At 67.3% G+C, this 18,581-nt stretch carries 16 protein-coding genes and 4 pseudogenes; 5 read left to right on the top strand and 15 right to left on the bottom strand.

All coding sequences use genetic code 11. The features are described 5' to 3' along the window. Nucleotides 1–421: 421 nt before the first annotated feature. Complete coding sequence (locus ADL01_RS35955; protein WP_053746265.1) at nt 422–766, bottom strand: hypothetical protein; 345 nt, start codon at nt 764–766, stop codon at nt 422–424. Between the two features lie 96 nt (nt 767–862). Between ADL01_RS35955 and ADL01_RS44260 the strand changes: the two genes are divergently transcribed. Together ADL01_RS44260 and ADL01_RS43095 are read left to right on the top strand one after the other, a co-directional pair. Then, nucleotides 863–1,084 (top strand): transposase, encoded by a 222-nt coding sequence (locus ADL01_RS44260; RefSeq protein ID WP_107091091.1) that lies wholly within the window; start codon nt 863–865, stop codon nt 1,082–1,084. A 922-nt stretch (nt 1,085–2,006) separates the two neighbouring features. Continuing rightward, nucleotides 2,007–2,228: pseudogene (locus ADL01_RS43095) on the top strand (helix-turn-helix domain-containing protein); the annotation flags it as partial. 17 nt (nt 2,229–2,245) lie between these two features. On the opposite strand, the gene ADL01_RS45035 reads toward ADL01_RS43095, so the two are convergent. The 3 genes and pseudogenes from ADL01_RS45035 to ADL01_RS46955 all read right to left on the bottom strand — a co-directional run. Further along, nucleotides 2,246–3,151: a hypothetical protein gene (locus ADL01_RS45035; protein ID WP_159049726.1), complete on the bottom strand. Its 906-nt coding sequence runs from the start codon at nt 3,149–3,151 to the stop codon at nt 2,246–2,248. Between the two features lie 20 nt (nt 3,152–3,171). Then, nucleotides 3,172–4,821, bottom strand: a complete 1,650-nt coding sequence (locus ADL01_RS35940; protein WP_159049725.1) for a hypothetical protein — start codon at nt 4,819–4,821, stop codon at nt 3,172–3,174. Nucleotides 4,822–5,034: 213 nt separating this feature from the next. After that, nucleotides 5,035–5,181 (bottom strand): annotated as a pseudogene (locus tag ADL01_RS46955) (ankyrin repeat domain-containing protein); the annotation flags it as partial. Nucleotides 5,182–5,204: 23 nt separating this feature from the next. Between ADL01_RS46955 and ADL01_RS47960 the strand changes: the two are divergent. Next, a pseudogene (locus tag ADL01_RS47960) lies at nt 5,205–5,609 on the top strand (IS3 family transposase); the annotation flags it as partial. Nucleotides 5,610–5,670: 61 nt separating this feature from the next. Here ADL01_RS47960 and ADL01_RS44250 read toward each other — a convergent pair. From ADL01_RS44250 to ADL01_RS35900, 7 genes are all read right to left on the bottom strand, one after another. Further along, nucleotides 5,671–6,780, bottom strand: coding sequence for an NAD(P)/FAD-dependent oxidoreductase (locus tag ADL01_RS44250; protein WP_053746260.1), 1,110 nt, complete (start codon nt 6,778–6,780; stop codon nt 5,671–5,673). A 26-nt stretch (nt 6,781–6,806) separates the two neighbouring features. Next, nucleotides 6,807–8,423 (bottom strand): LodA/GoxA family CTQ-dependent oxidase, encoded by a 1,617-nt coding sequence (locus tag ADL01_RS35925; protein WP_053746259.1) that lies wholly within the window; start codon nt 8,421–8,423, stop codon nt 6,807–6,809. 91 nt (nt 8,424–8,514) lie between these two features. After that, nucleotides 8,515–9,255 carry an ISAs1 family transposase gene (locus tag ADL01_RS35920; protein WP_107091089.1) on the bottom strand — a complete coding sequence of 247 codons (741 nt, stop codon included), beginning with the start codon at nt 9,253–9,255 and terminating at the stop codon, nt 8,515–8,517. Between the two features lie 27 nt (nt 9,256–9,282). Next, nucleotides 9,283–9,603, bottom strand: coding sequence for a transposase family protein (locus tag ADL01_RS47955; RefSeq protein WP_159049724.1), 321 nt, complete (start codon nt 9,601–9,603; stop codon nt 9,283–9,285). A 193-nt stretch (nt 9,604–9,796) separates the two neighbouring features. Continuing rightward, nucleotides 9,797–10,516 carry a hypothetical protein gene (locus ADL01_RS35910; protein ID WP_234354911.1) on the bottom strand — a complete coding sequence of 240 codons (720 nt, stop codon included), beginning with the start codon at nt 10,514–10,516 and terminating at the stop codon, nt 9,797–9,799. Between the two features lie 495 nt (nt 10,517–11,011). Beyond that, on the bottom strand, nt 11,012–11,359 hold the full coding sequence (locus ADL01_RS35905; protein WP_053746255.1) for a DUF1036 domain-containing protein: 348 nt from the start codon (nt 11,357–11,359) through the stop codon (nt 11,012–11,014). After that, entirely contained in the window at nt 11,359–11,577 is a 219-nt protein-coding gene (locus tag ADL01_RS35900; RefSeq protein ID WP_053746254.1) for a hypothetical protein, read from the bottom strand. The genes ADL01_RS35905 and ADL01_RS35900 overlap by 1 nt, the downstream gene beginning before the upstream one ends. A 345-nt stretch (nt 11,578–11,922) precedes the next feature. On the opposite strand from ADL01_RS35900, the gene ADL01_RS35895 reads away from it, so the two are divergent. Together ADL01_RS35895 and ADL01_RS35890 are read left to right on the top strand one after the other, a co-directional pair. Then, the gene (locus tag ADL01_RS35895) at nt 11,923–13,566 is read left to right on the top strand and encodes a M6 family metalloprotease domain-containing protein (protein ID WP_053746253.1); all 1,644 of its coding nucleotides are present in this window, start codon (nt 11,923–11,925) and stop codon (nt 13,564–13,566) included. A 9-nt stretch (nt 13,567–13,575) separates the two neighbouring features. Further along, nucleotides 13,576–13,881, top strand: a complete 306-nt coding sequence (locus ADL01_RS35890; RefSeq protein ID WP_053746252.1) for a hypothetical protein — start codon at nt 13,576–13,578, stop codon at nt 13,879–13,881. Between the two features lie 394 nt (nt 13,882–14,275). Here the strand turns inward: ADL01_RS35890 and ADL01_RS35885 are convergent, their stop codons facing one another. From ADL01_RS35885 to ADL01_RS47950, 4 genes and pseudogenes are all read right to left on the bottom strand, one after another. Next, the gene (locus tag ADL01_RS35885; RefSeq protein WP_053746251.1) at nt 14,276–15,151 is read right to left on the bottom strand and encodes a trypsin-like serine peptidase; all 876 of its coding nucleotides are present in this window, start codon (nt 15,149–15,151) and stop codon (nt 14,276–14,278) included. A gap of 244 nt (nt 15,152–15,395) precedes the next feature. Further along, on the bottom strand, nt 15,396–15,701 hold the full coding sequence (locus tag ADL01_RS45025) for a hypothetical protein (RefSeq protein ID WP_159049723.1): 306 nt from the start codon (nt 15,699–15,701) through the stop codon (nt 15,396–15,398). 1,063 nt (nt 15,702–16,764) lie between these two features. Next, a pseudogene (locus tag ADL01_RS35880) lies at nt 16,765–17,965 on the bottom strand (IS3 family transposase). A 13-nt stretch (nt 17,966–17,978) separates the two neighbouring features. Continuing rightward, nucleotides 17,979–18,548, bottom strand: a complete 570-nt coding sequence (locus ADL01_RS47950; RefSeq protein ID WP_053746249.1) for an MMPL family transporter — start codon at nt 18,546–18,548, stop codon at nt 17,979–17,981. Nucleotides 18,549–18,581: the final 33 nt, after the last annotated feature.

Here is an 18,581-nt window from a genome sequence, read left to right as displayed (position 1 = left end):
CCGAGAGGCCCTGTCTTCATGCACGGACAACGGGAAGATCACCCCGGCGGGAAACCTGTTCGACCCGCACGTTCCATGACCGGTTGAGATACGGCTTCTAAGATCAGGCGCGGATCCTGCTGATGAGAGTCACTCCCTTTAACAGGCTAGGCCGAATGGCGTACCGGCGCACGTCGACGCCCCTGCCTCTGCTCACTGGGCTGCGGAGTCGAGGCGCCGGACTCCAGGGGGATCCGTGACCGCTCCGCTGGTCAGAACAAGGCGCTGCGGGCAGCGGGCCCCATCTGTTCACCAGCTGACGCACCCACCTTTGGTTCTTACTCCTACATGGTGATGTTGTCGTACGACTCCAGTTGCGTCCAGCGGCATGCGGCTCGCACTGCTTGGGGTAGCAGGTCGGGCGCGGGCAGTGGCCCCAGGCTCAGCCTCGTGATTTCGGCAATGCGACAACTGGTAACTGGAAGGCGCGGAAGGCTCCCAGCGGGGAGGGGCGTCCGCCCGCTCCACTTCGGCCATGGCCCGGGCGGCAGCGTCCCGGGGCCGGGCCGGGCGTCTGGTCCAGGAAGTAGGCGGTGGAGGCCAGATGGCCGGCCTGCATGAAGGTGGTGACCTTCCAGAACCGGAGGGGGACCTTGATGCCGCGGTAGGCGGGGTCGGAATCCTCCAGCTTGCGGTCGAACAGCTTGTCGTGGCCGAGGAGGAATGAGCTGTACTGAGATTTGTGGAGTCCCTGATGCCAGGTTACGGTCCTGGCGAAGGAGATCACCCCGCACTATGACAGCATCTCGTAAATACCCGGACGAGCTCCGCGAGCGCGCGATCCGCGAGGTCCGTTCCACCGGCCCGCCCGATCGCGCACGTTGTGAAGGACCTGGGCATCCATAAAGAGGTCCTGCGCGGCTGGGTCCGCCAGGCCGAGGTTGGTGGCGAGCGCGACGACCGGCTGACCACCGCTGAGCAGGACGAGCTCAGGCAATTCCGCAAAAAAGTAGCGGAGTTGAGGCGGGCGAACGAGATCCGCAAGGCCGCGTCGGTGTTTTTTGCCCAGGAGATCGACCGTCCCCGGACGAGGCCGAGCAGGTGATCGACCATCTGCGTGACAAGGGTCTCGGGGGTCGATCCCGTCTGCCGGGTGCTGGAGCTGTCGCCGTCGACGTACTTTGCCCGCAAGAAGCGGCCGAAGTCGGCCCGCTGGCTCGGCAACGAACAGCTCATGCCTGTGATCGAGTCGGGCGTCAGCATTGGCCAGGCGCCGAACGCCAATCTAAACCGGTCCGCCTGTCGCGGACTATGTTCTCTACAGACGTCTTGGCCAACCACGATGGTCATAGAGGCTCCGTCCCGACTACCCGGGAGGAGCCTCTGCGCGTTGGAAAGGAACTCCGCTGCGGGCGAGTTCGAGGCGAACTCCCGAGCTGGGGCGATCGTCTCGGAAGCTGGTTGGGCTTGTCCTTCCGGGACGCGTTCTGGACGCAGGTTGGACACAAGGATCAGAAAAGACTGACAAGGGCCGAGAAGGACTGAGGCGCCAAACCCTGTCTGAGCTGGGAAAACGGCCAAGATGAGCACTGATCGACAAGGGTCGCCAAGATCCTCAAAGGACTCATAATCCGTCGGCCGTGGGTTCGAGTCCCACCCGCCCCACCACTCGCTGCTCGAGCAGAAACCTTCTGACCTGCGGTTTTGTGGCCTCCTGTAGTGGAGGTCGGTGGTCGCGCAGTCAATCCTGGGCCGCTGTGACGTCCCAGGGGCCAAGCCAGGGGCCAGCGGTTGTCCGATATCGGTGGATTTATATGTGGGCTTGCCAGGTCCGAATTGATCCCTTCGCGGGTGTTCCGAACGCCTTGGTGCCGAGCTGCTTGTTACGACGACTGCAGGTCTGCCGGATCGAAGTCGGCGGTGCTCTCAGCGACGCCTGAATTCTACCCTCTGACGGCGGATCAAAAGTGACCCTCTCGGTGGTCTTCGCCTGAACCTGATCTTGATCGGAAGGTCAGGAGGGAAGGGTGATCCGCGTGGAGGACTGGGCAGAGATCCGCAGGCTGCATCGGGCCGAGCAGATGCCGATCCGGGCGATCGCCCGGCATCTGGGCATCTCGAAGAACACGGTCAAGCGTGCACTGGCGAGTGACCGGCCGCCGAAGTACGAGCGGCCGGCCAAAGGCTCGGTGGTCGACGCGGTCGAGGTGCAGATCCGTGAGCTGCGGCGAACAACGCCGAGATCACCTACACCTCAACCAGAGGATCAGAAGGACGGGCAGTTGTACTGCGTAGCCAGGGGCACCGTGACGCAGTATGTACTGCCCGCCGCCGATTGCGGGACGGCGAAGACGGCAGTGCGCGAGCGGGGCATCACGACGCTGCCGAGCTGTCGGACGAGGGTCGCCTGGTCGCTCGCCCCGGCAGCCAGGCGGTAGAGCCCGATGGGAATCGTGTCTCCCTGCTTGAAACCGGCGACGACCAGTCGACGCTTGCTCTCACCGCGCAGCCGTGCCCGTTCCGGGTTCGTCGGTACGGCGACCGACTGCCTGTACGAGGCGGTGGTGCTGCCCTGGGTGGCGCTGATGGTGAAGTGGCCCGCTGCCGCCAGGCTTTCACGGGCGGCGGACTGCGGGACGAAGTCCCAGGTTTCGCTTTGCATCACGCCGCTGCCGATGTCGTACACCCGCAGCCGCGCACCGTTGAAAAGCGACTCCGGAGGCTCGTACACGTCGAAGGTGAGCTTGCCGGCGGTGGGCTGCGCGGTGGTGGTGTAGCCGTGACGGCCGTCAGCGACAGTGATGGTGACCGCTTGCTCGGCCGTGAAGCCGTGCAGGCACAGCGCGTTCTCGCCAGTGAACACGAGGTTGCTGGGGCCCTGGATCGTGCTCATCCATACGGCGGGCGAGGTGGCGAACCCCGCAGGCAGAGAGGACAGATCTCGCCTACATTCGGGGGCGTCGCCGTCGCCTGCCGCGAGGTTTCTGAACTTCCCCTTCAATTTTGGGCCCTTGCGCGGCTTGGGTTTGCGTGTGGCTGCGGCTTGTCGGTTCTCATCTGCTCTGAGTGTTGTCGTGTTCGTTGGAGGTGTGGCGTCCTGGGTCGCCGAGCCGCATCCAGTGGCGGCGATGGAGAGCAGCACCAGCCATCCGGCTAGTTGTCGACGCTTCATGAGGGTTTCCTTTCATGTGCTCACCGTGGGCTCCCAGACCCGCACTGCGTGTGGGCCTGGTTCCTTTGCTGGTCGAGGTACTTGCGGCCCGCCTCGTAGTCCTGTCGGCTCGCGGCACCGGTGCGGAAGGCGTTACGCAGTTGGTCGAGAGAATCTCGCGCGGCCTGGTCTCCGGTGACCAGGTGACACTGAGCGAAGGCCCAGGCGGCCAGCCATCCCAGCCACTGGGCGCGCAGGACGAAATGGCTCTCCAGCGCGAGTGCCTGCCGGATGCCGGAGATCGCGGCCTCCAACTGCCCTCGGTCTGCCTCGCGCTGGGCGGCGATGGAGGCGGCCAGCGCCTTCAGTTCGCGAACGCCTACGCCGGGCCCTGCGGCGCGGACCCGCCGCACAAGGGCGTCGATGGTGCCGTCGTCGCTGGTGAGGCCCGCATTGATCCGGCAATACTCCACCTGGGCCAGGTTGACCGCGGCTTTGAGGCGGCCCAGGGTGGTGAAGTTCGCGTCGGACATCAGCCGCCGGAGGGTGGAGGTGACGCCAGCGATGTCCGAGTCACGCAGGGCTCCGGGAGCGCATTCCGTCGCTGTCTCTGCACGCAGATAAACGTTGCTGGCCAGGCTGAGCTGTGCCCGGCGTCGGATGGGAGAGTCCGCCGGGATGGCCCGGTAGTCGGCGCCGGCGGCCTCCAGCACGGAACGCGAAGCCGCCTGCCCGTTGACAGTGGTCTGTTCCAGGGCGTGGCCCCGGAATAGGTGGACAAGGTCCGAGGTGACGAAGCCGGTGCCGGAGTCCAGGTCGGATGTCCCTTTGCCAGATAGCAGCCGGGCGAAGCCGGCTACGGCTTCGGTGGTACGGCCTGAGTGCCAGGCGTCTAGGGCGGAGGTGAACTGGGCAAGACCGCTGGCTTGCCGTACCAGCTCGGCCACCAGGGCGCCCCGGCTGTGGGCAAGGCCGAGGCTCTGGTCCGCGGGGACCGGTGCACTGGTGTACCAGCCGGCGAGTTCGGGGGCGTCGGGCACCTGGTCGGCGCGGACATACACCGCCGGGTGCACGTTGATCTGCCCGCCGGAACCGGGGGTGACGATGCCGCCGACGAGTATGGCGGCGTTGGACTGGCCGACAAACTTCCGGGTGCGGCTGTCGAGGCGGCGGTGATCGCCGTGGAGCAGTTCGGTCAGCGGAAGCTCGTACTGCGTTGCGTAGTCGTGTACGACTGTGCCCTGGGGAAGGGCCTTGCTCAGGGCCTGGGCAAAAGTTGAGGAGACATCGTCCAAAAGCTGCTGCTCTTGCCCGGAGCCACGGTTCTTGAAGCCGACTACGGCCACGTCCTGAGGACCGGTCAGCCGGTACAGCGGGGGCGGTGGGGCCTGGAAGCGCAGGAGTACCACGACCCCGCCGGCAAAGACGCAACCGATCACGACTGCGTACGTGGCGCGCTGCCACCGAGGCACCTCGGTCAGTTTGTCCCGCAGAAGCTGGGTGACGGACCCCAGAAATCCGGTCAGGCCGACCAGGACACCGATGAGGGTCGCTGCCCGGCCGGGTTTTGCGCCCAAGGCGTTGGCCAGAGTGAGGGATGCCGCCAGAGCCAAGCTGATACCGGCCACCACCACCCAGATTTTTGTGCCACCCTGGGTATGATTTGTGCTACTTGGTGAATTTTCTTCCATCCCTCGCATATTAAGGGCGCTGCTTGGTGATGGCCCGTAGGCGCTACAGGCCATCACCAGGGGAGTTCTCTCAGTGTGCTCCGGAATCAGAGATGCCGGAATGCGCGCCTTTAGTGCGCTTCCGGCGGACTTTGGCTGAGCTGAGATTCCCCGAGATGCAGGGAGAGGTGACAGCAGGTCAGATGGGCCTCATGACAAGCATCACCTGCACCCTCATCTGTTACTGGCGGCTCGCCCGCTGATGTGGGCTTGCAGAAGCTTCACCGCCAGGTCGTGGCCGTAGTGACTGGCCATGTCCCCAGGGGTGCGACCGTCGGGATCCGCGAGCTGCGGGTCAGCCCCGAAGGCCAGCAGCACAGCCTGGATCCATCAGGCCGAGGCCGATGCCGGCGAGTGCGACGACCGGCTCACCACCGACGAACGCGCCGAGCTGGTGGCGCTGCGCAAGGAGAACGCCCAGCTCAAGCGGGCCAACGACGTACTGCGGACGGCCTCGGCTTTTTTCGCGGCGCAACTCGACCCGGCCCCACCTGGGAATCGAGTGCGTCCTGAGGGAACTCCACATCGCCTCCTCCACCTACTACCGCTGGCGCCGCGCGGAGAAGGAGCCGTGCGAACGACGGTGCCGCAACGTCGAACTGACCGAGCGGATCAAGGAGACCCACGCGGAGTCCGGCGGCAATTACGGTTCGCCGCGCGTGCACGCCGCCCTCAGACGCGAGGGTACGCGCGTGGGCCGCAAGCAGGTCGAGCGCCTGATGCGCGAGGCCGACATCGCAGGCGTCAGCCCGCGGCGGAAGGGCTTCACACGCCGCGACCCGAAGGACACCATCGACACGAAGCGTGGTCTCAGTGCCGGCGGTGCCAGAACGGGGTATCCCAGCGTTGTTCGCGTCGGTACTGGGCGGCCTGTGCGTTCAGATACTGGGCGTGTACGGCTGCGATGCGCCGAGCGTAGGCGTCCAGAGCATCGGTCTCACCGGCCCGGTCGGACAGGATCGCCTGTGCCGCGGCCAAGCCGGTGGCCAGGGCGGTGACGATCCCTCGGGAGGCGAGGGGGTCGGTCGTGGTGGCGGCGTCACCGACAGCTGCCCAGCCTGTGCCGGCTGCCGGGCTGGCGCAGGAGGAGCCGGCGGTCAGTACCCGCAGCCACTGGGGCGGCCCCTCCCCATGGGCGATGCGGTCCCGGATATGACCGGCGAGCTGTACTTGGGTCCACCACACGCCCGGATCGAGAAGGTGTAGGCCGGCGATGAGTTCTGCATCGGTCATGGCCATCACGATCCGCTCACCACCGGGCAGGGGCGCGGTGTACCACCAGCCCCAGGGAGTGGACTCCACCAGCGAAGTTCGCTCCAGCTCCACTGACCCTTCCCTCGGCGGACCCAACAGCCCGGCGACCGCGATCAGATGGTCGGAGCGGACCAGCACCGCCCCGACCCGGCGGGCCAGCCGCGCCGCCCGGCCAGTGGCGTCAACGAGATAGCCGGCCTGCAGCACACCGCCCTCACCCGTGGTGACCCGCCAATGGTCCTGGTGCCGTTGGACGCTGCGGACGCGCCCGGCGTGCCAGCAGGCACCACCGGCCTGGGCTGCCTGGCGGAGGGCGGCATCGAACCGGGCTCGGTCCAGGTGCCAGCCATCGCCGTACGGCCCGAACTGATAGCCCACACCAGTGAGCGCATCCCCGCCCCAGGCCGCCAGGTTGCCGTAACAGGGCGCGTGCCCATCAGCGGCGATACGGTCGAGCAGTCCCAGCCGTTCCAGCAGCGGGCGGGCGGTAGGAGCAAGACTCTCACCGACCCTCCAGCCGGGTGAGACCACCGGGGTGACGATGACGACCCTCGCCCCGGCCCGGACGAGGCTCAGCGCAGCCGCGCAGCCGGCGGGGCCGCCACCGGCGACCAGAACGTCGAAGCGACAGAGGCTCGCGCCGCCGTTCGACGCGCCGCTGCTCAACGCAACCGCTCCTGCCTCGCCACGGGCTACTCGCGCTCGGGGGCGGTCCGCTCCGTCTCAACCAGGATCTCGCGGCCGTCCGGACCGGGCCGGGGGACGACGAACCCGAGAGTGCTCCACTTCGCGACCATCTCGTCAGCGTCGCCGATGCCGCGGTCCCACTCCCGGAAAGCCTCGGCTGCTACCTGGATGAGCGCATCGTGCTGCGGCTCGGGAAGAACTTCGTCGGGGCGGGAAGCCGGCCACCAGTGGGTGTGGCACGCGTGGAAGTCGGCCTGCCATGGCAGGGCCATGTACTTGGTGATATCTCCGGCCAGCAGGTCTTCGCGCAGCCGGAAGGGCGCGGCCCAGGTGGCTGGGTTGTCAGCGATGTACGTCATCTCGATGCCCGGGAAGAATCCCCCGCCGCTGCAGGCCTCCAACGCAGCCCGTACCAGGGTGCGCGGCTGGTCCGCAGGCGCGAGGGCCTCGAGTGGGACCGCGGGGGCGGGCGCGCCTGGCCAGTCGGCCAGGAAGTCACCGGCGGCCCAGCGCCGCATCCGTTCGTACTGACCAGGCAGCAGTGCCAGCCAGGTTTGCGGCTGCTCGTCGTCCCGATCGCCGCCGTCGCCGGCAAGGACGGGCATGAATCCGCTGTTGGCCTGGCCTATGTCCAGCAGTCCAGGCTTCGGCGTGCGCAAGCGGTCGAAGACGGCCTGTCGGTGCTGGGCGTTGACGTTGGCGCTTGAGGACAACCGGGCAAGGCGGTCAGCGGCGAGGAAGTTCCGCTCGACGCCGTGCTTCATGCGCGCGACGGCGTTGACCCATGCGAATCCGACCGGCCGGGCGAGCAACGGGTAGATGTCCCGGGTGAAGGAGACGTCAGGCGGTACGGGGAGCCGGCCCGAGGCGCGGGCGGCCTCCAAGACGACGTCATACAGAGTGATCAGGCTCGCTGTGTTGGGGGCGTAATCGGGAGGGCCCGCCACGACCCAAGCGGGAGTCACCGGCACTGGGCGACCCTGCGGGCCCAGTAGTACGGTCGCGCTGACCGGACCGTCAGAGATGTCGTCGTACCAGAAGTCGTTGTTGGCGAAGTCGATGATCGGGTTGCCGGGCTTGACCGAGGCGGACTTTCCGAAGCCGCCGAGGACGAGTAGCCGGCCGGCCTCGTCGGTACGCAGCTCACCGAGCGGCACCAGGGCGCCCAGGAAGGTTCCGGAATCGAACCGGGCACCCGTGCCGTCCTGGGACGGACCGGTCACGCTGCGGGGGCCGGGCCGGATGACCAGCCGCGCCCGAGCGGGGGGATCAGCGGGATCGATATGCCGGTTACGCCGGTTGGCGTTCGCGGCGGACTCGTGGAAGCGCCCGGCGAACTTGAACCACTCGCCCTTGGCGTTGGCCAGCTCGGCGGTCCAGGTGATGCGCGCGTCGGCCGAAGTGAGCTCCCCGAGGACACTACCGGCCTGGTCATAGGCGTACAGGCGGAACCGGGCGGCCTGGCGTTTGATTCGCCCGGCGGTGTCCTTGAAGCCGCCGGGCGGCCGCGGCGGCGTGTCGGGGGCCTCCGGGCCGATGAAGACACCGTCGGGGCTGTCGCCCAGCCTGGCGATGCCGACGGTGGGGTGGATCTCGCAGTGAGAGATGTCATCGAGGTTCATGTCCGCTCCCGGTGAGAGGGTCGGGCGTCAGCAGGTGGTGTGGGCAGTCCGCTGAGGACGGTGGCCCAGGGCTGACGCAAAGTCGAATTCCTCAACAAAGCCGCAGGTCGGTGGGTACGCCGAAGAGGTCCAGGGGTGCCTTGTGGGGTGACAGGGCGACGGGGCGCTTGGTGTCCGCGATGGAACTGCCCATGGTGCGGAGGTAGTTCATGGCCACCGATCGCAACGTCGAGGCATTCTGCGGTCCGTGGCCGTTGCGGATGCGCGAGGCATCCTCGCCGAACGTCACATCCCGCACATAGTGGATCTTGTTCTCCACGCCCCAATGGCCCCTCGCGTACCGCCCGAGCGTCTCCGGGGGCGCCTCGCATGCCGACAGGTCGGTGATCAGGTAGACCGTCTCCCGCGTCCGCTTGCCGGTCGCCCGGTCGGTGCGGTGCCGGGTGACCTGGGCAACCTGTTTGACATGGGGAAACGCCAGGGATGTCCACGTCACCGCCTGCACTACCCGCGTCTCCAGCCGGCCATGACCCACCTCGCTCTCCTTGTGCCGGGCCGTCACCTCGCTCCACGGGATCAACCGGCACGCCTCCCGCAACGCCGGCTGGTTCCGCTTCACCACCAGCACAAAGTGCGCGCCCATCTCCTCCACCAGCACCTTCGCCGTCACCCCCACCCCATACAGGTCAAGCACCGACAACAACGGCGCCAGCGCCGGGATCTCGTTGCTCTTGTCCGCCACCCGCTGCTGCGCGACCAGCGCCCCGCCCTGCGCCATCGCACCGATCACCGTCACCGCGACCGACCCGCTGCTCCCAGACCCGCGAAGCACCTTCCGTCCACCGCCACCGTCTCCAGGTCAAGCCCGCGCACCCGCAGCAGCACCTCCAGATCCGCGGGTCGCACCAGCGAGCAAGACCCGTCGCAGCGTGTCCCCACTCGGCGTACGCACCAGCTGGAAGGGGGCGCACGGACGCAGCCCCAGCCGCAGCAACTCCACCGGCCCGGCCGCCGCCGCCCACTGCGCCATCGCCCGGTACGAGCCGAACCCAGCCGCCGTCGCGCACAGCGTGACCAGCAGTAACGACACCAGCGAGAAGCACCGACCCCGAGGATCACGCGGGTCTCTCACCTCGGCCAGCCGCCGCAGCAGCGACGTCCACTCCGACGCGAGCGACATCGACTCCCTCACGGGCACACACGTGGCAGACTGACGATTCACCGAAGCTCCGTGGGCACAGGGCGACTTGCGAGGTCACCCAGCTCAACGGAGCTTCGGTCTTCCACGTCACGGACCGCTCACTTGCGGAAACATCTCAACCCCAGACCTTGCGTCAGCCCTGGACGGTGACCAGCCGCGGGACACCCACGTGTCAGTGGGAGTGCATCTCGGTAGCCAGATCCCCTTCTTCTTCATAGAATTCCCGCCCGATCGCGAGTTGGAGATCGACGTCGGCCGGTCCGCCGTCCAGGAACTTCACAGTCACTTGGTCGCTCTCGTGCAGTCTGTCGTTCGGGCGATCTGCCCTTCCGGCGATCTCAAGTCGTGGGCCCTTCTGCAGGATGGCATCGGTGAGCACAGTGCTCGCGCTACCTGAGACTTGCCGAACCCCGATGTGATGATCGAAGTCCGGTGCCTTGGTGATCCAATGCGCGAGGAAGAGCTCACTTCTCTTGCCGAAGGCCAGGTAGTTCAGAGCAGCGGGCCGGGAGGCGTGATGGTCGAAATGCCGGAAATGGATGACGCGTTGCACCTCGACGGTCACCGGGTCGAGAATCTCAGTGCCGCCCCGCTCGAAGTGACCTCGAAACAACGTTCCGGTGAACGAGGTGAGCTTGGGCTGTTGTCCCTCAAGGGCGACGAGATCGGAGATGCGGAACGGCTCGGGGTCCAGCGTGTAGACGGCTGCCCCCGTCGTCCGGCGGTCTTTAGTATAGATCTGCAGCGCATCAGATGTCGCGCTGTTCAGAGTGACTTCGAGAATGTACTGAACGGCGTGGGGGTCCATGAACATGGGCAGGTGGGACAGATAGACCTTCTCCTCACCCAGCACCAGCATTCCATGGGCAGCTTTCGGCTCGACGTTCGGCATCGGGATCATCTCCGTTGCGAATTTCAGCGTCGTTCCCGCGATGGGACTCCTCCATGGCCTTTCTCAGGATTTCACGTGATCCGGAACGTCGCCATTCAGGGTCAGGTCCCGCCCGCTGGAGCGATGTTCGTACGATCGGGAGCGGTCCGGAAGGGCCGGCACACCGGCGGCCACGGGCCCAGGAATCTACCGATGGACAAGCCGGACCAGTGCGACTGTGCGGCTTGTGCCGCGGCTGAGTCGGTCAATCCCATCGGTTCAGGCCGTCGGGGTCGAGCTCGCAGCGCCGTGGCCCGGCCGCCCCGTACGGTCAGCGACCGCACCCCCCCCCGGCCGCGGCGGGGCCTCTGGGCCGGCTGCGAAAGCAACCTGCGGTGGGCGGAGCCATCCGGCGGACTTCGCCACCAAGGGGTTCTGACCTGACGACACCCTGGCAGAGCCGGCGCCGATCCCGACCGGGTCGGCCCGTCACCGGATCCGGGCCGAGCCGACCATTCAGGAAGTCAGCGTGATGTTCAGGTCGTCGTGGTCTCCGACGTCCTGAATGCGGTAGCCGATCTGAGTGGAATCCGTGCTGCCCGTCCACTCGCACCAGTCGAACGCGCGAGGCGGGGCCTGCCGGGCGACGTCGCCGGCCCAGAACGCGCCGTCTTCGGCGTGTGCGAAGTAGCACCAGTAGCGATTGACGTCCGACAGATCACCGCCGTGGACGATGGCGCTCTGCCCCGGAGTCAGATTCCACCAGCCTTTCTTCGTCCAGTTTCCCCCGTCAACGCAGTTGGGGGTGTACCACATAATGGTCACGGCGAGTTTTTGCGGGTACTGGTTGATGAATTTGAGCATCAGTCGCTCTCCTCGCTCTGCGGTCGTACGGCAGGACCTCGGGTTTTCGCCCCCGTGGTCTGCTCGAACCAGCTGAGGGCCTGCTCCGCTCCACTCAGCCCGGGACGGTGCACCACGCTCAGCGACTTCCGGTTCTTGGGGCCGTCTGGCGATGCGCCGAAATCGGCGGTCGGGCTCACGGTCACCGTGAACTCGTTGGATTCCTCACTACCTGGCATTGCTTCCGCTCCTCACGTCAATACATCAATTGCTCGCAGCGACGGGGCGTTTCCTGTCCCATCAACGGCGGCCGATCTCCCCGGCGGCCGTATTTCCGCGGGCGACACGGATTCCATTCACCCGATCAGCCCAATCCCGAGCGGCAGGCACCCGGCCCGACCGGCACCGAGTGCCCGCGCGCATGCCACTCCCGCCCGGCGCTGCCCGGCGTAAGCGCCGATGACAAGCCATCTCGGCCAACGACCGTCCAGGTCCGCATCCGCAGCTGATCGTGTGGCGAGCCTCGTACCCGCGTGCGTCACTGGCTCAGGGGAAAACGAGCATCTCTTTTAGGAGGGTTTGGCATGGTTGATCTCTCTGCGGCGCGGGATTCCGCTGTCGCCGTCTGGTCGGAGTTCTGCGCCATCGCGCCCAGTCCGGAACTGCGCGGCAGGATGCTGGAGGAACTGGAGCGGGTGCGAGGTGAATCGGACGTGGCCAGTACGTTCCGGCTCGGTGGCACTCCGCGCCGACTCGGCTTCGACGATGGCACCATCATCCCGGCCGACGAGTTCCCGCTGGGCACACCGCATGAGGCCATCCGCACCGCGGCCGCCTCCCGCGCCCCGCTGACCGGCGCGATACGGGTCGTCGTCGTCCTGGCGGACTTCGAGGACAAGCCGATGACCCAGGACAAGGAGCACTTCGAGAAACTGTTCTTCTCCCTCGGTGAGCTCCCGAACGGCAGCGTTCGCGACTACTACCGCGAGGTGACGCACGGCCTCGTGGACATCGTCGGCGAGGTCATCGGTCCGGTCCGGCTGCCGCAGAAGCTCTCCTGGTATGCCAACAACAACTACGGCATCGGCCGCCCGACAGGGGAGGCGCGGGCGCAGATCATGGCCCGGGACGCCGCCGTCGGCGCCGACCCGCTGATCAACTACGCGCCGTACGACAACGACGGCAACGGCATGGTCGACGCCTTCATGGTCCTGCACTCCGGTCCGGGGGGCGAAGCCACCGGTAACCGAGGCGACATCTGGTCGCACAAGTGGGTCCTTCCGAGCGCGTACAACGCCGACGGCGCCCGGATCTTCGGTTACCTCACGATTCCCGAGGACGCCAAAATCGGGGTCTGTGCACACGAGTTGGGACACCTGCTGTTCGGCTTCCCCGACCTGTACGACGTCGACTGGTCGTCGGAAGGTGTCGGCAACTGGTGCCTGATGGGCGGCGGTTCATGGGGCGGCGGTGGTGACATCCCGACGCATCCGTCGGCGTGGTGCAAGATCCAGCAGGGCTGGGCCAAGCCTGTGAACGTCACGAGCAACGGGACACTGTCCATCCCCGACGTCAAGAGCGGCTTCGAGGTGTTCCGGCTGTGGACAGAGGGCCTGCCGGGGAACGAGTACTTCCTCGTCGAGAACCGCCAGCAGACCGGGTACGACAGATCGCTGCCCGCCGCCGGCGCGCTGTTCTGGCACGTCGACGAGAGTCAGCCGGACAACACGAACGAGAACCACTACAAGGTGGGCCTGGTCCAGGCGGACAACCGGCGCGACCTGGAGTGGGCGACGAACCGCGGCGACGACGGGGACCCCTACCCCGGGAGCACCGGCAACAGCTCGTTCAGTCCGTCGAGCAAACCCAGTTCCGCGTCGTACGCCGGTGCCGCGACCGGTGTCTCCGTCACGGACATCTCGGCACCCGCTCCCACGATGACCGCCACGGTGTCGGTCTCGGCGGCGGGCGCTGTCCGCGCGCCGGTCCGTGCCATGGTCGGACGCGGGCGCGAGACGGAGTCCGTACCCGGGCTGGTCAACGCGATCCACGAGCTCCAGGAGCGGCTCACCGCTCTGGAGGAGACCGTGGTGCCCTGGGCGGGCCCCGAGGTGTTCCTTGAGCAAGGCCTGGCCGAGCTCAGAGGTACGACGGGCGGCTCGCAGCCCCTCGCCAAGGCGGCCGCCGCGCAGGGCACGCCCCGTCATGACGGCCCGTACCACCGGTGACCCCCGGCCATGGTGCAGGCGATCGACAACCGCACTGATCTGACCGTGAGGCTGGTCAGGAAAGGGCCCCATCCGCGGCTGGCGGACTGGGACCGGGCGGAAGTGGACGTACTCGACGCCGAGCCGGTGGTCGGCTACGCCGACCTGATGTCGAGGAACGTAGGGCAGCGCCTGCTGCTGGCCGTTCCACGCCAGCTCCTGGCGGACGCGGTGCCGGGGGCCACCGTCCGTGCGAGGGCCGGCCTGGCCTCGGGCGAGGCGATGGCCGAGAGCAGACCTGCTCCGGGCACCTTCGCCGTCGAACCGCCGGGGTGACGGGTGCGTCAGTGAGGGGGCCGACCCTTGGTCGGCCCCCTCACTCCTGTCCTCCTGTAGTGTTTGATATGGGACTTTCATCTGGCCAGGAGGTTGTTGATGTCCGATCCCATTCCCCCGGCAGAGTGGGAGGCGCGAGTCCGTTCCGAGGCCCCCCCGCGTCCTGTGGTGGTCGAGGTCGCGGAAGCGGAGCCCGCCCGGGGTGCCGAAGGTCCCGTTGGCCACGAGGGTCATCCGGGTCCCGACCAGAACCACCCTCCACGGACGGCGCCGGCACCACTCCCTCCGGAGGGGGAGCGGCGGCCCTTGTGGCGTCGCCCCGCAGGTCAGCGGGACGACAAAGGCGAGCCGACCGGTACGGGCGGCTGATGCCCACAGGCGGCGCCGGCGCGGGTCAGGGTTCGGTCGAGATCGCGTACGAGATCAGGTCCGGCAGTGACCGCCCGCCACCGGCGGCGTTCGGGCCTCCGGCCAAGCCCCAGTTTTCCGCGCTCTGCTCCGCGATCACTCGCGGGAAGCTCTCTCCCGGCCACCAGCCGAAGTACGGACCGCCCGACTGGCCGGGCTTGATGTCGTTGCGGTGCATGATCCGCAGCGCGTTGCGGCCCCCGAAGGTTTCGCTCACCGTGCTGTCCATGATGCCGTTCGTCGTGTAAACCGGTCGCAGGCTCGCACCGATGTCTCCTGGGTAGCCGATATGCGCCCAGTAAGCCTGTCCGTTCCAGCTGGCGGAGTACTCGCGTGAGCCCATCCAGCCGGTGCTATCGCCCAGGTTGCTGCTCAACACGCAAACCGCGTAGTCGAACGCAGCCTCGTTGGACTGGATCCCGTCCGATCCGTTCACGCTCTGCCAGACGTAGATGCGTGTGGCGTAGGCGGATCCGTAGGGAGTGCTCGTGTCGTACTGCATCGGCGTGAAGGTGAGCCAGTCAGACCCGCCCCCGGCCAGCCAGGGAATGGCGTGGCTGGCGGTGATCAGGTGACGGCGCCCCACCATGACGCCCGAGGCCGAGCCGCCCGGAGTGGCGACGCGGCCGCAGGTCCGCCACGGGTACGACGTGTCGTAGATGACGGTGCGGTCGTCCGGCGGGAAGACCGTGGACGGTTCACCCACCTCGTCCTGCGTCCCGGGGGCGCGGCGCCACAGGGGTGCCCTGGCGGCCTCCGGCCGCAGCAGCTGCGGCACCGGTCGCAGTGGCGCGCTGTCGGGACGGTAACCGTCATGTTCGGACGGGGCGTCGGCTCGCTGGGCCAGCTCGGCTTCGGACACCCGGACGACCTCGGGTCGAGGCGGGAAATCGTGATCGGTGTCCGGTACCTCAGAGGCCGAGGGCTCCAGTTGTGGACGCCAGTGTGTTGGGGGAATCGGTTCGGTCATGTTCGGCCCTCCTGGCGGTGCGTTACGGAGACGGGCCCGAACTGAAACACAGTCACAAACTGTGAGTAAAGCTCCATTTGGCCATATGTCGCCTCATCAGCTACTAAAGTACACATCTGGATCAGTGGCAGGCCCCTTACCCTGACGGGCCCTTACGCAGGGCATGGGCGCGACGGTGAGGCCCATGCCGTTGCGGCAGTCCGGTGGTGGAGCATGCGGGGGCGCCGTGTTGGAGGCGGCAGCCGCGTCGGGGCTCGCTGATGAGCGTCTGGTACTTGATGTTCTCGTTCCCGCAGTCGTGGGGCCGGTTGGACTTCCAGGTCACCTTCGACCCGCGCCACCAGTACTGCTTGTAGCGAGTCTCGTCCGGGCCATCCGCGTCCGGGCTGTCCGGCGGGCTGTTGGTGTCGCATCCGTTGGCGAAGTTGTGGAACGCGCTCAACGGCGGCTTGACGTTGTCGCGTTGGCCCCCGGTGATCCACTAGGCCCGGGCGGAAGCCGGCCGAGGGGAAGACGCTCAGGCGGCCAACTCCAGGTCACGTTTCCCGCATTGCGGGGACAGGGAGTTCGCCCGAGCCCCGGATGATCAGCCGGGTGGAACGGTGATGGTTCGGCGGCGGGAGCGGTCGCCGTCCAGTCGGATCGGGGCGGTGGTCGCGGCTGCTCGGCTGACGCTCGGACTGGGCACCTGGAGCGCGGGGGCCTCGAAGGTTGCTGACGAGTACGTCGCGTCGGCTACCACACACAGGGAGTAACGGACCGTCCGACCGTGACCTCCTTTGCAGCTGGTTGCTGACCTCGACGCTGGAGCGACCAGTCGGGAGTGCAAGACATACTTGCGTCGGTAGGGAAATCCGCTGTGCGAGGGTTCTATCTCCTCGGCTGAACTGTGCGGACGCGACTGCTGCTGTGGTGAGCGTCCAACTCATCGACTCCCAGGGGCCATTGAGGGGCCGCAAGGACAGGAACAGACCGGCAAGCACTGCACAGGGCTGACATAGATCGGCACGCCTGACCTGCAAGGACGGCGTGAATCGGCACTGACCGGCAAGGGCCGCCAAGATCCCCAATGGACTCATAATCCGTCGGCCGTGGGTTCGAGTCCCACCCGCCCCACCTGCGCAGGTCTCTGACGCGCAAATAGATCGCGTCCAAGGTCCAAGTAGGGCTGTCGCCTTCGATTTGCAGGTCCCCCGGCGCGCACCGAAGGTGCGCTGAGTCGCTGACCTGCGGAAACGTTCATTTATGGGTGTTGGCGCGTCAACTTTGCCTGAACGGACTGAATCCGCTGGTCGCGGGTTTGGAGTCCGGCGGCGCTCGGGGGAGGTCCAGACCCTCGGACCTGCGGCGGAGTAGGCGATCGAGGTTATCGCTCACAGTCCGGGCGACTGCCCTGAGGCTCGATACCAAGATTCAGGGGCCGGACAGGGGCCGGGACGACGTAGCCGTGTCTGTACCGACGGTGTCGCCGGGCCAGGGCCTTGACCCGGAATCCTGGACACGGGCTATGCGGCTGGGACCAGGGTAGTTGATGTTGTTTCGAGTGCTGTCTCGTAGGCGATGGGGCTGCGTTGTCCGAGGCTTGAGTGGCGGCGTCGGGTGTTGTAGCGGTGCAGCCAGCGGAACAGGTCGAGGCGGGCTTCGCGCTCGTCGGCCCAGGCACCGCGGCCCTGGAGCGTTTCTCGCTTGCAGGTGGCGTTGAAGGATTCGGCGAGCGCGTTGTCCGCCGAGCTGCCGACGGCGCTCATGCTGTGGATCACGCCGGCACGGTGGCAGGCGTCGGCGAACGCCCAGCTCGTGTACTGGGCTCCGTGGTCGGTGTGCATGACGGCGCCGGTGAGGCTGTCGCGGCACCGCTCGGCGGCGGCCAGTGCCGCGGTGACCAGGTCGGCGCGCATATGGCCGGCGATCGCCCAGCCGGCCAGGCGCCGGGAGGCGAGGTCGATGACCGTGGCCAGATACAGGAACTTCCCGCCGGCCAGCGGAAGATAAGTGATGTCGCCGACGTACTTCGTGTTCACCGCCGTGGCGGTGAAGTCACGGCCGATGAGGTCGGCTGCCTTCGCGGCGGCAGGGTCCGCGATGGTGGTGCGGTGCTTCCTGCGCAGCCGCAGTCCGGCGATTCCGATGGCCTGCATGACGCGGGCGACACGCTTGTGATTGATCCGCTCGCCGCCCTCGCGGAGCTCGCGGTGATCCTCGGAACGCCGTAGGTGCCGTCCGAGCTGTGGTGGACCGTGCGTATCCGCGCGGCGAGTTGGGCGTCGGCTGCCCGGCGAGCCGCCCTCGCGGCCGCGGCGTTGCGCCAGTAGTAGAAGCTCGAACGGGCGACGTTGAGGATGGTGCACAGCCGCTTCACGCCGAAGCGGCGCTGATGGTCGGCGACGAACTGGAAGCGGTTCACCAGCGCGTCTCCCCGGCGAAATACTTCGCCGCCTTCCGCAGGATCTCGCGTTCCTCCTCCAACTCGCGGACCTTCTTGCGCAGGGCCGCGTTCTCCGCCTGCAGCGGCGTGGGCGGCTCCGCGGGTATCTCCGCCCGGCGCCCCCGGGGCCGGTTCGCCCCGGCCGCCCGAACCCAGTTGCGCAGCGTCTCCGGGTTGACTCCCAGATCAGCGGCGACCTGCCTGATCGTCGCTCCGGGCCGGGACCGGTACAGCGCGACTGCGTCCGCCTTGAACTCCGGCGGGTAGTGCTTCATGACCACGAGATGTGCGTTCTCAGATCCTCAGGATCCAGTGTCTCGTGTGTCCAAGATCAAGGGGCAAGGCCCGAGGTATGCACAGCGAGCGACTGTGAGCACGCGACGTGCTGTCCTGTCGTAGCGGCGGCTCTGGCCAAGACGGCGGCACCACCACGGCCGGTCGGCTCGCGGTCGTCGCCACACCCGTGTGGTGAGGACCTGCCGTCCGCTCCGCCCGAGCGGTCCTCTGCGGGCCCAGGGGCGATGGGGGCGGGTTTGCCGGAAGTGCGCACTCGATGGACACGTGCGGCAGGATCCGCTCCAGCCAGTCGGGCAGCCACCGGATCGCCCGTCCCAGCAGGTGTATCAGTGACGGCACCAGCCCGGTGCGCAGGACGAATGCGTCGATCGCGACTGCTGCGGCCGGTCCCACGCCGTGCTCGGCGATGACCCGCTGGTCGCCGAAGACGAAGGCTGTGAACACGCAGATCATGGTCAGGGCGGTGGCGTTGATCAGTTGGCCGGTCTCGGCCTGACTGATCCGGATGTTGAGGGCCGCCGGGCCCGGGTCGTCGGGCAGTTGGTCCCCCCGACCGGCTTTCCCCAAGGGGCTCCTGTGCTTGGTGAAGTCTTTAACACA

Source organism: Streptomyces sp. NRRL WC-3618 (assembly GCF_001280005.1).
GTDB lineage: Bacteria > Actinomycetota > Actinomycetes > Streptomycetales > Streptomycetaceae > Streptomyces.
The sequence above is the reverse complement of the archived record's forward strand: the minus strand, read 5'-3'. Positions and strand labels throughout refer to the sequence as shown.

Coding starts and splice junctions, on each gene's coding strand:
- ADL01_RS45035 (WP_159049726.1), bottom strand. CDS start 3,151: ATGAAGCGTCGACAACTAGCCGGATGGCTGGTGCTGCTCTCCATCGCC.
- ADL01_RS35940 (WP_159049725.1), bottom strand. CDS start 4,821: ATGGAAGAAAATTCACCAAGTAGCACAAATCATACCCAGGGTGGCACA.
- ADL01_RS35925 (WP_053746259.1), bottom strand. CDS start 8,423: ATGAACCTCGATGACATCTCTCACTGCGAGATCCACCCCACCGTCGGC.
- ADL01_RS47955 (WP_159049724.1), bottom strand. CDS start 9,603: ATGTCGCTCGCGTCGGAGTGGACGTCGCTGCTGCGGCGGCTGGCCGAG.
- ADL01_RS35910 (WP_234354911.1), bottom strand. CDS start 10,516: ATGCCGAACGTCGAGCCGAAAGCTGCCCATGGAATGCTGGTGCTGGGT.
- ADL01_RS35905 (WP_053746255.1), bottom strand. CDS start 11,359: ATGCTCAAATTCATCAACCAGTACCCGCAAAAACTCGCCGTGACCATT.
- ADL01_RS35900 (WP_053746254.1), bottom strand. CDS start 11,577: ATGCCAGGTAGTGAGGAATCCAACGAGTTCACGGTGACCGTGAGCCCG.
- ADL01_RS35895 (WP_053746253.1), top strand. CDS start 11,923: ATGGTTGATCTCTCTGCGGCGCGGGATTCCGCTGTCGCCGTCTGGTCG.
- ADL01_RS35890 (WP_053746252.1), top strand. CDS start 13,576: ATGGTGCAGGCGATCGACAACCGCACTGATCTGACCGTGAGGCTGGTC.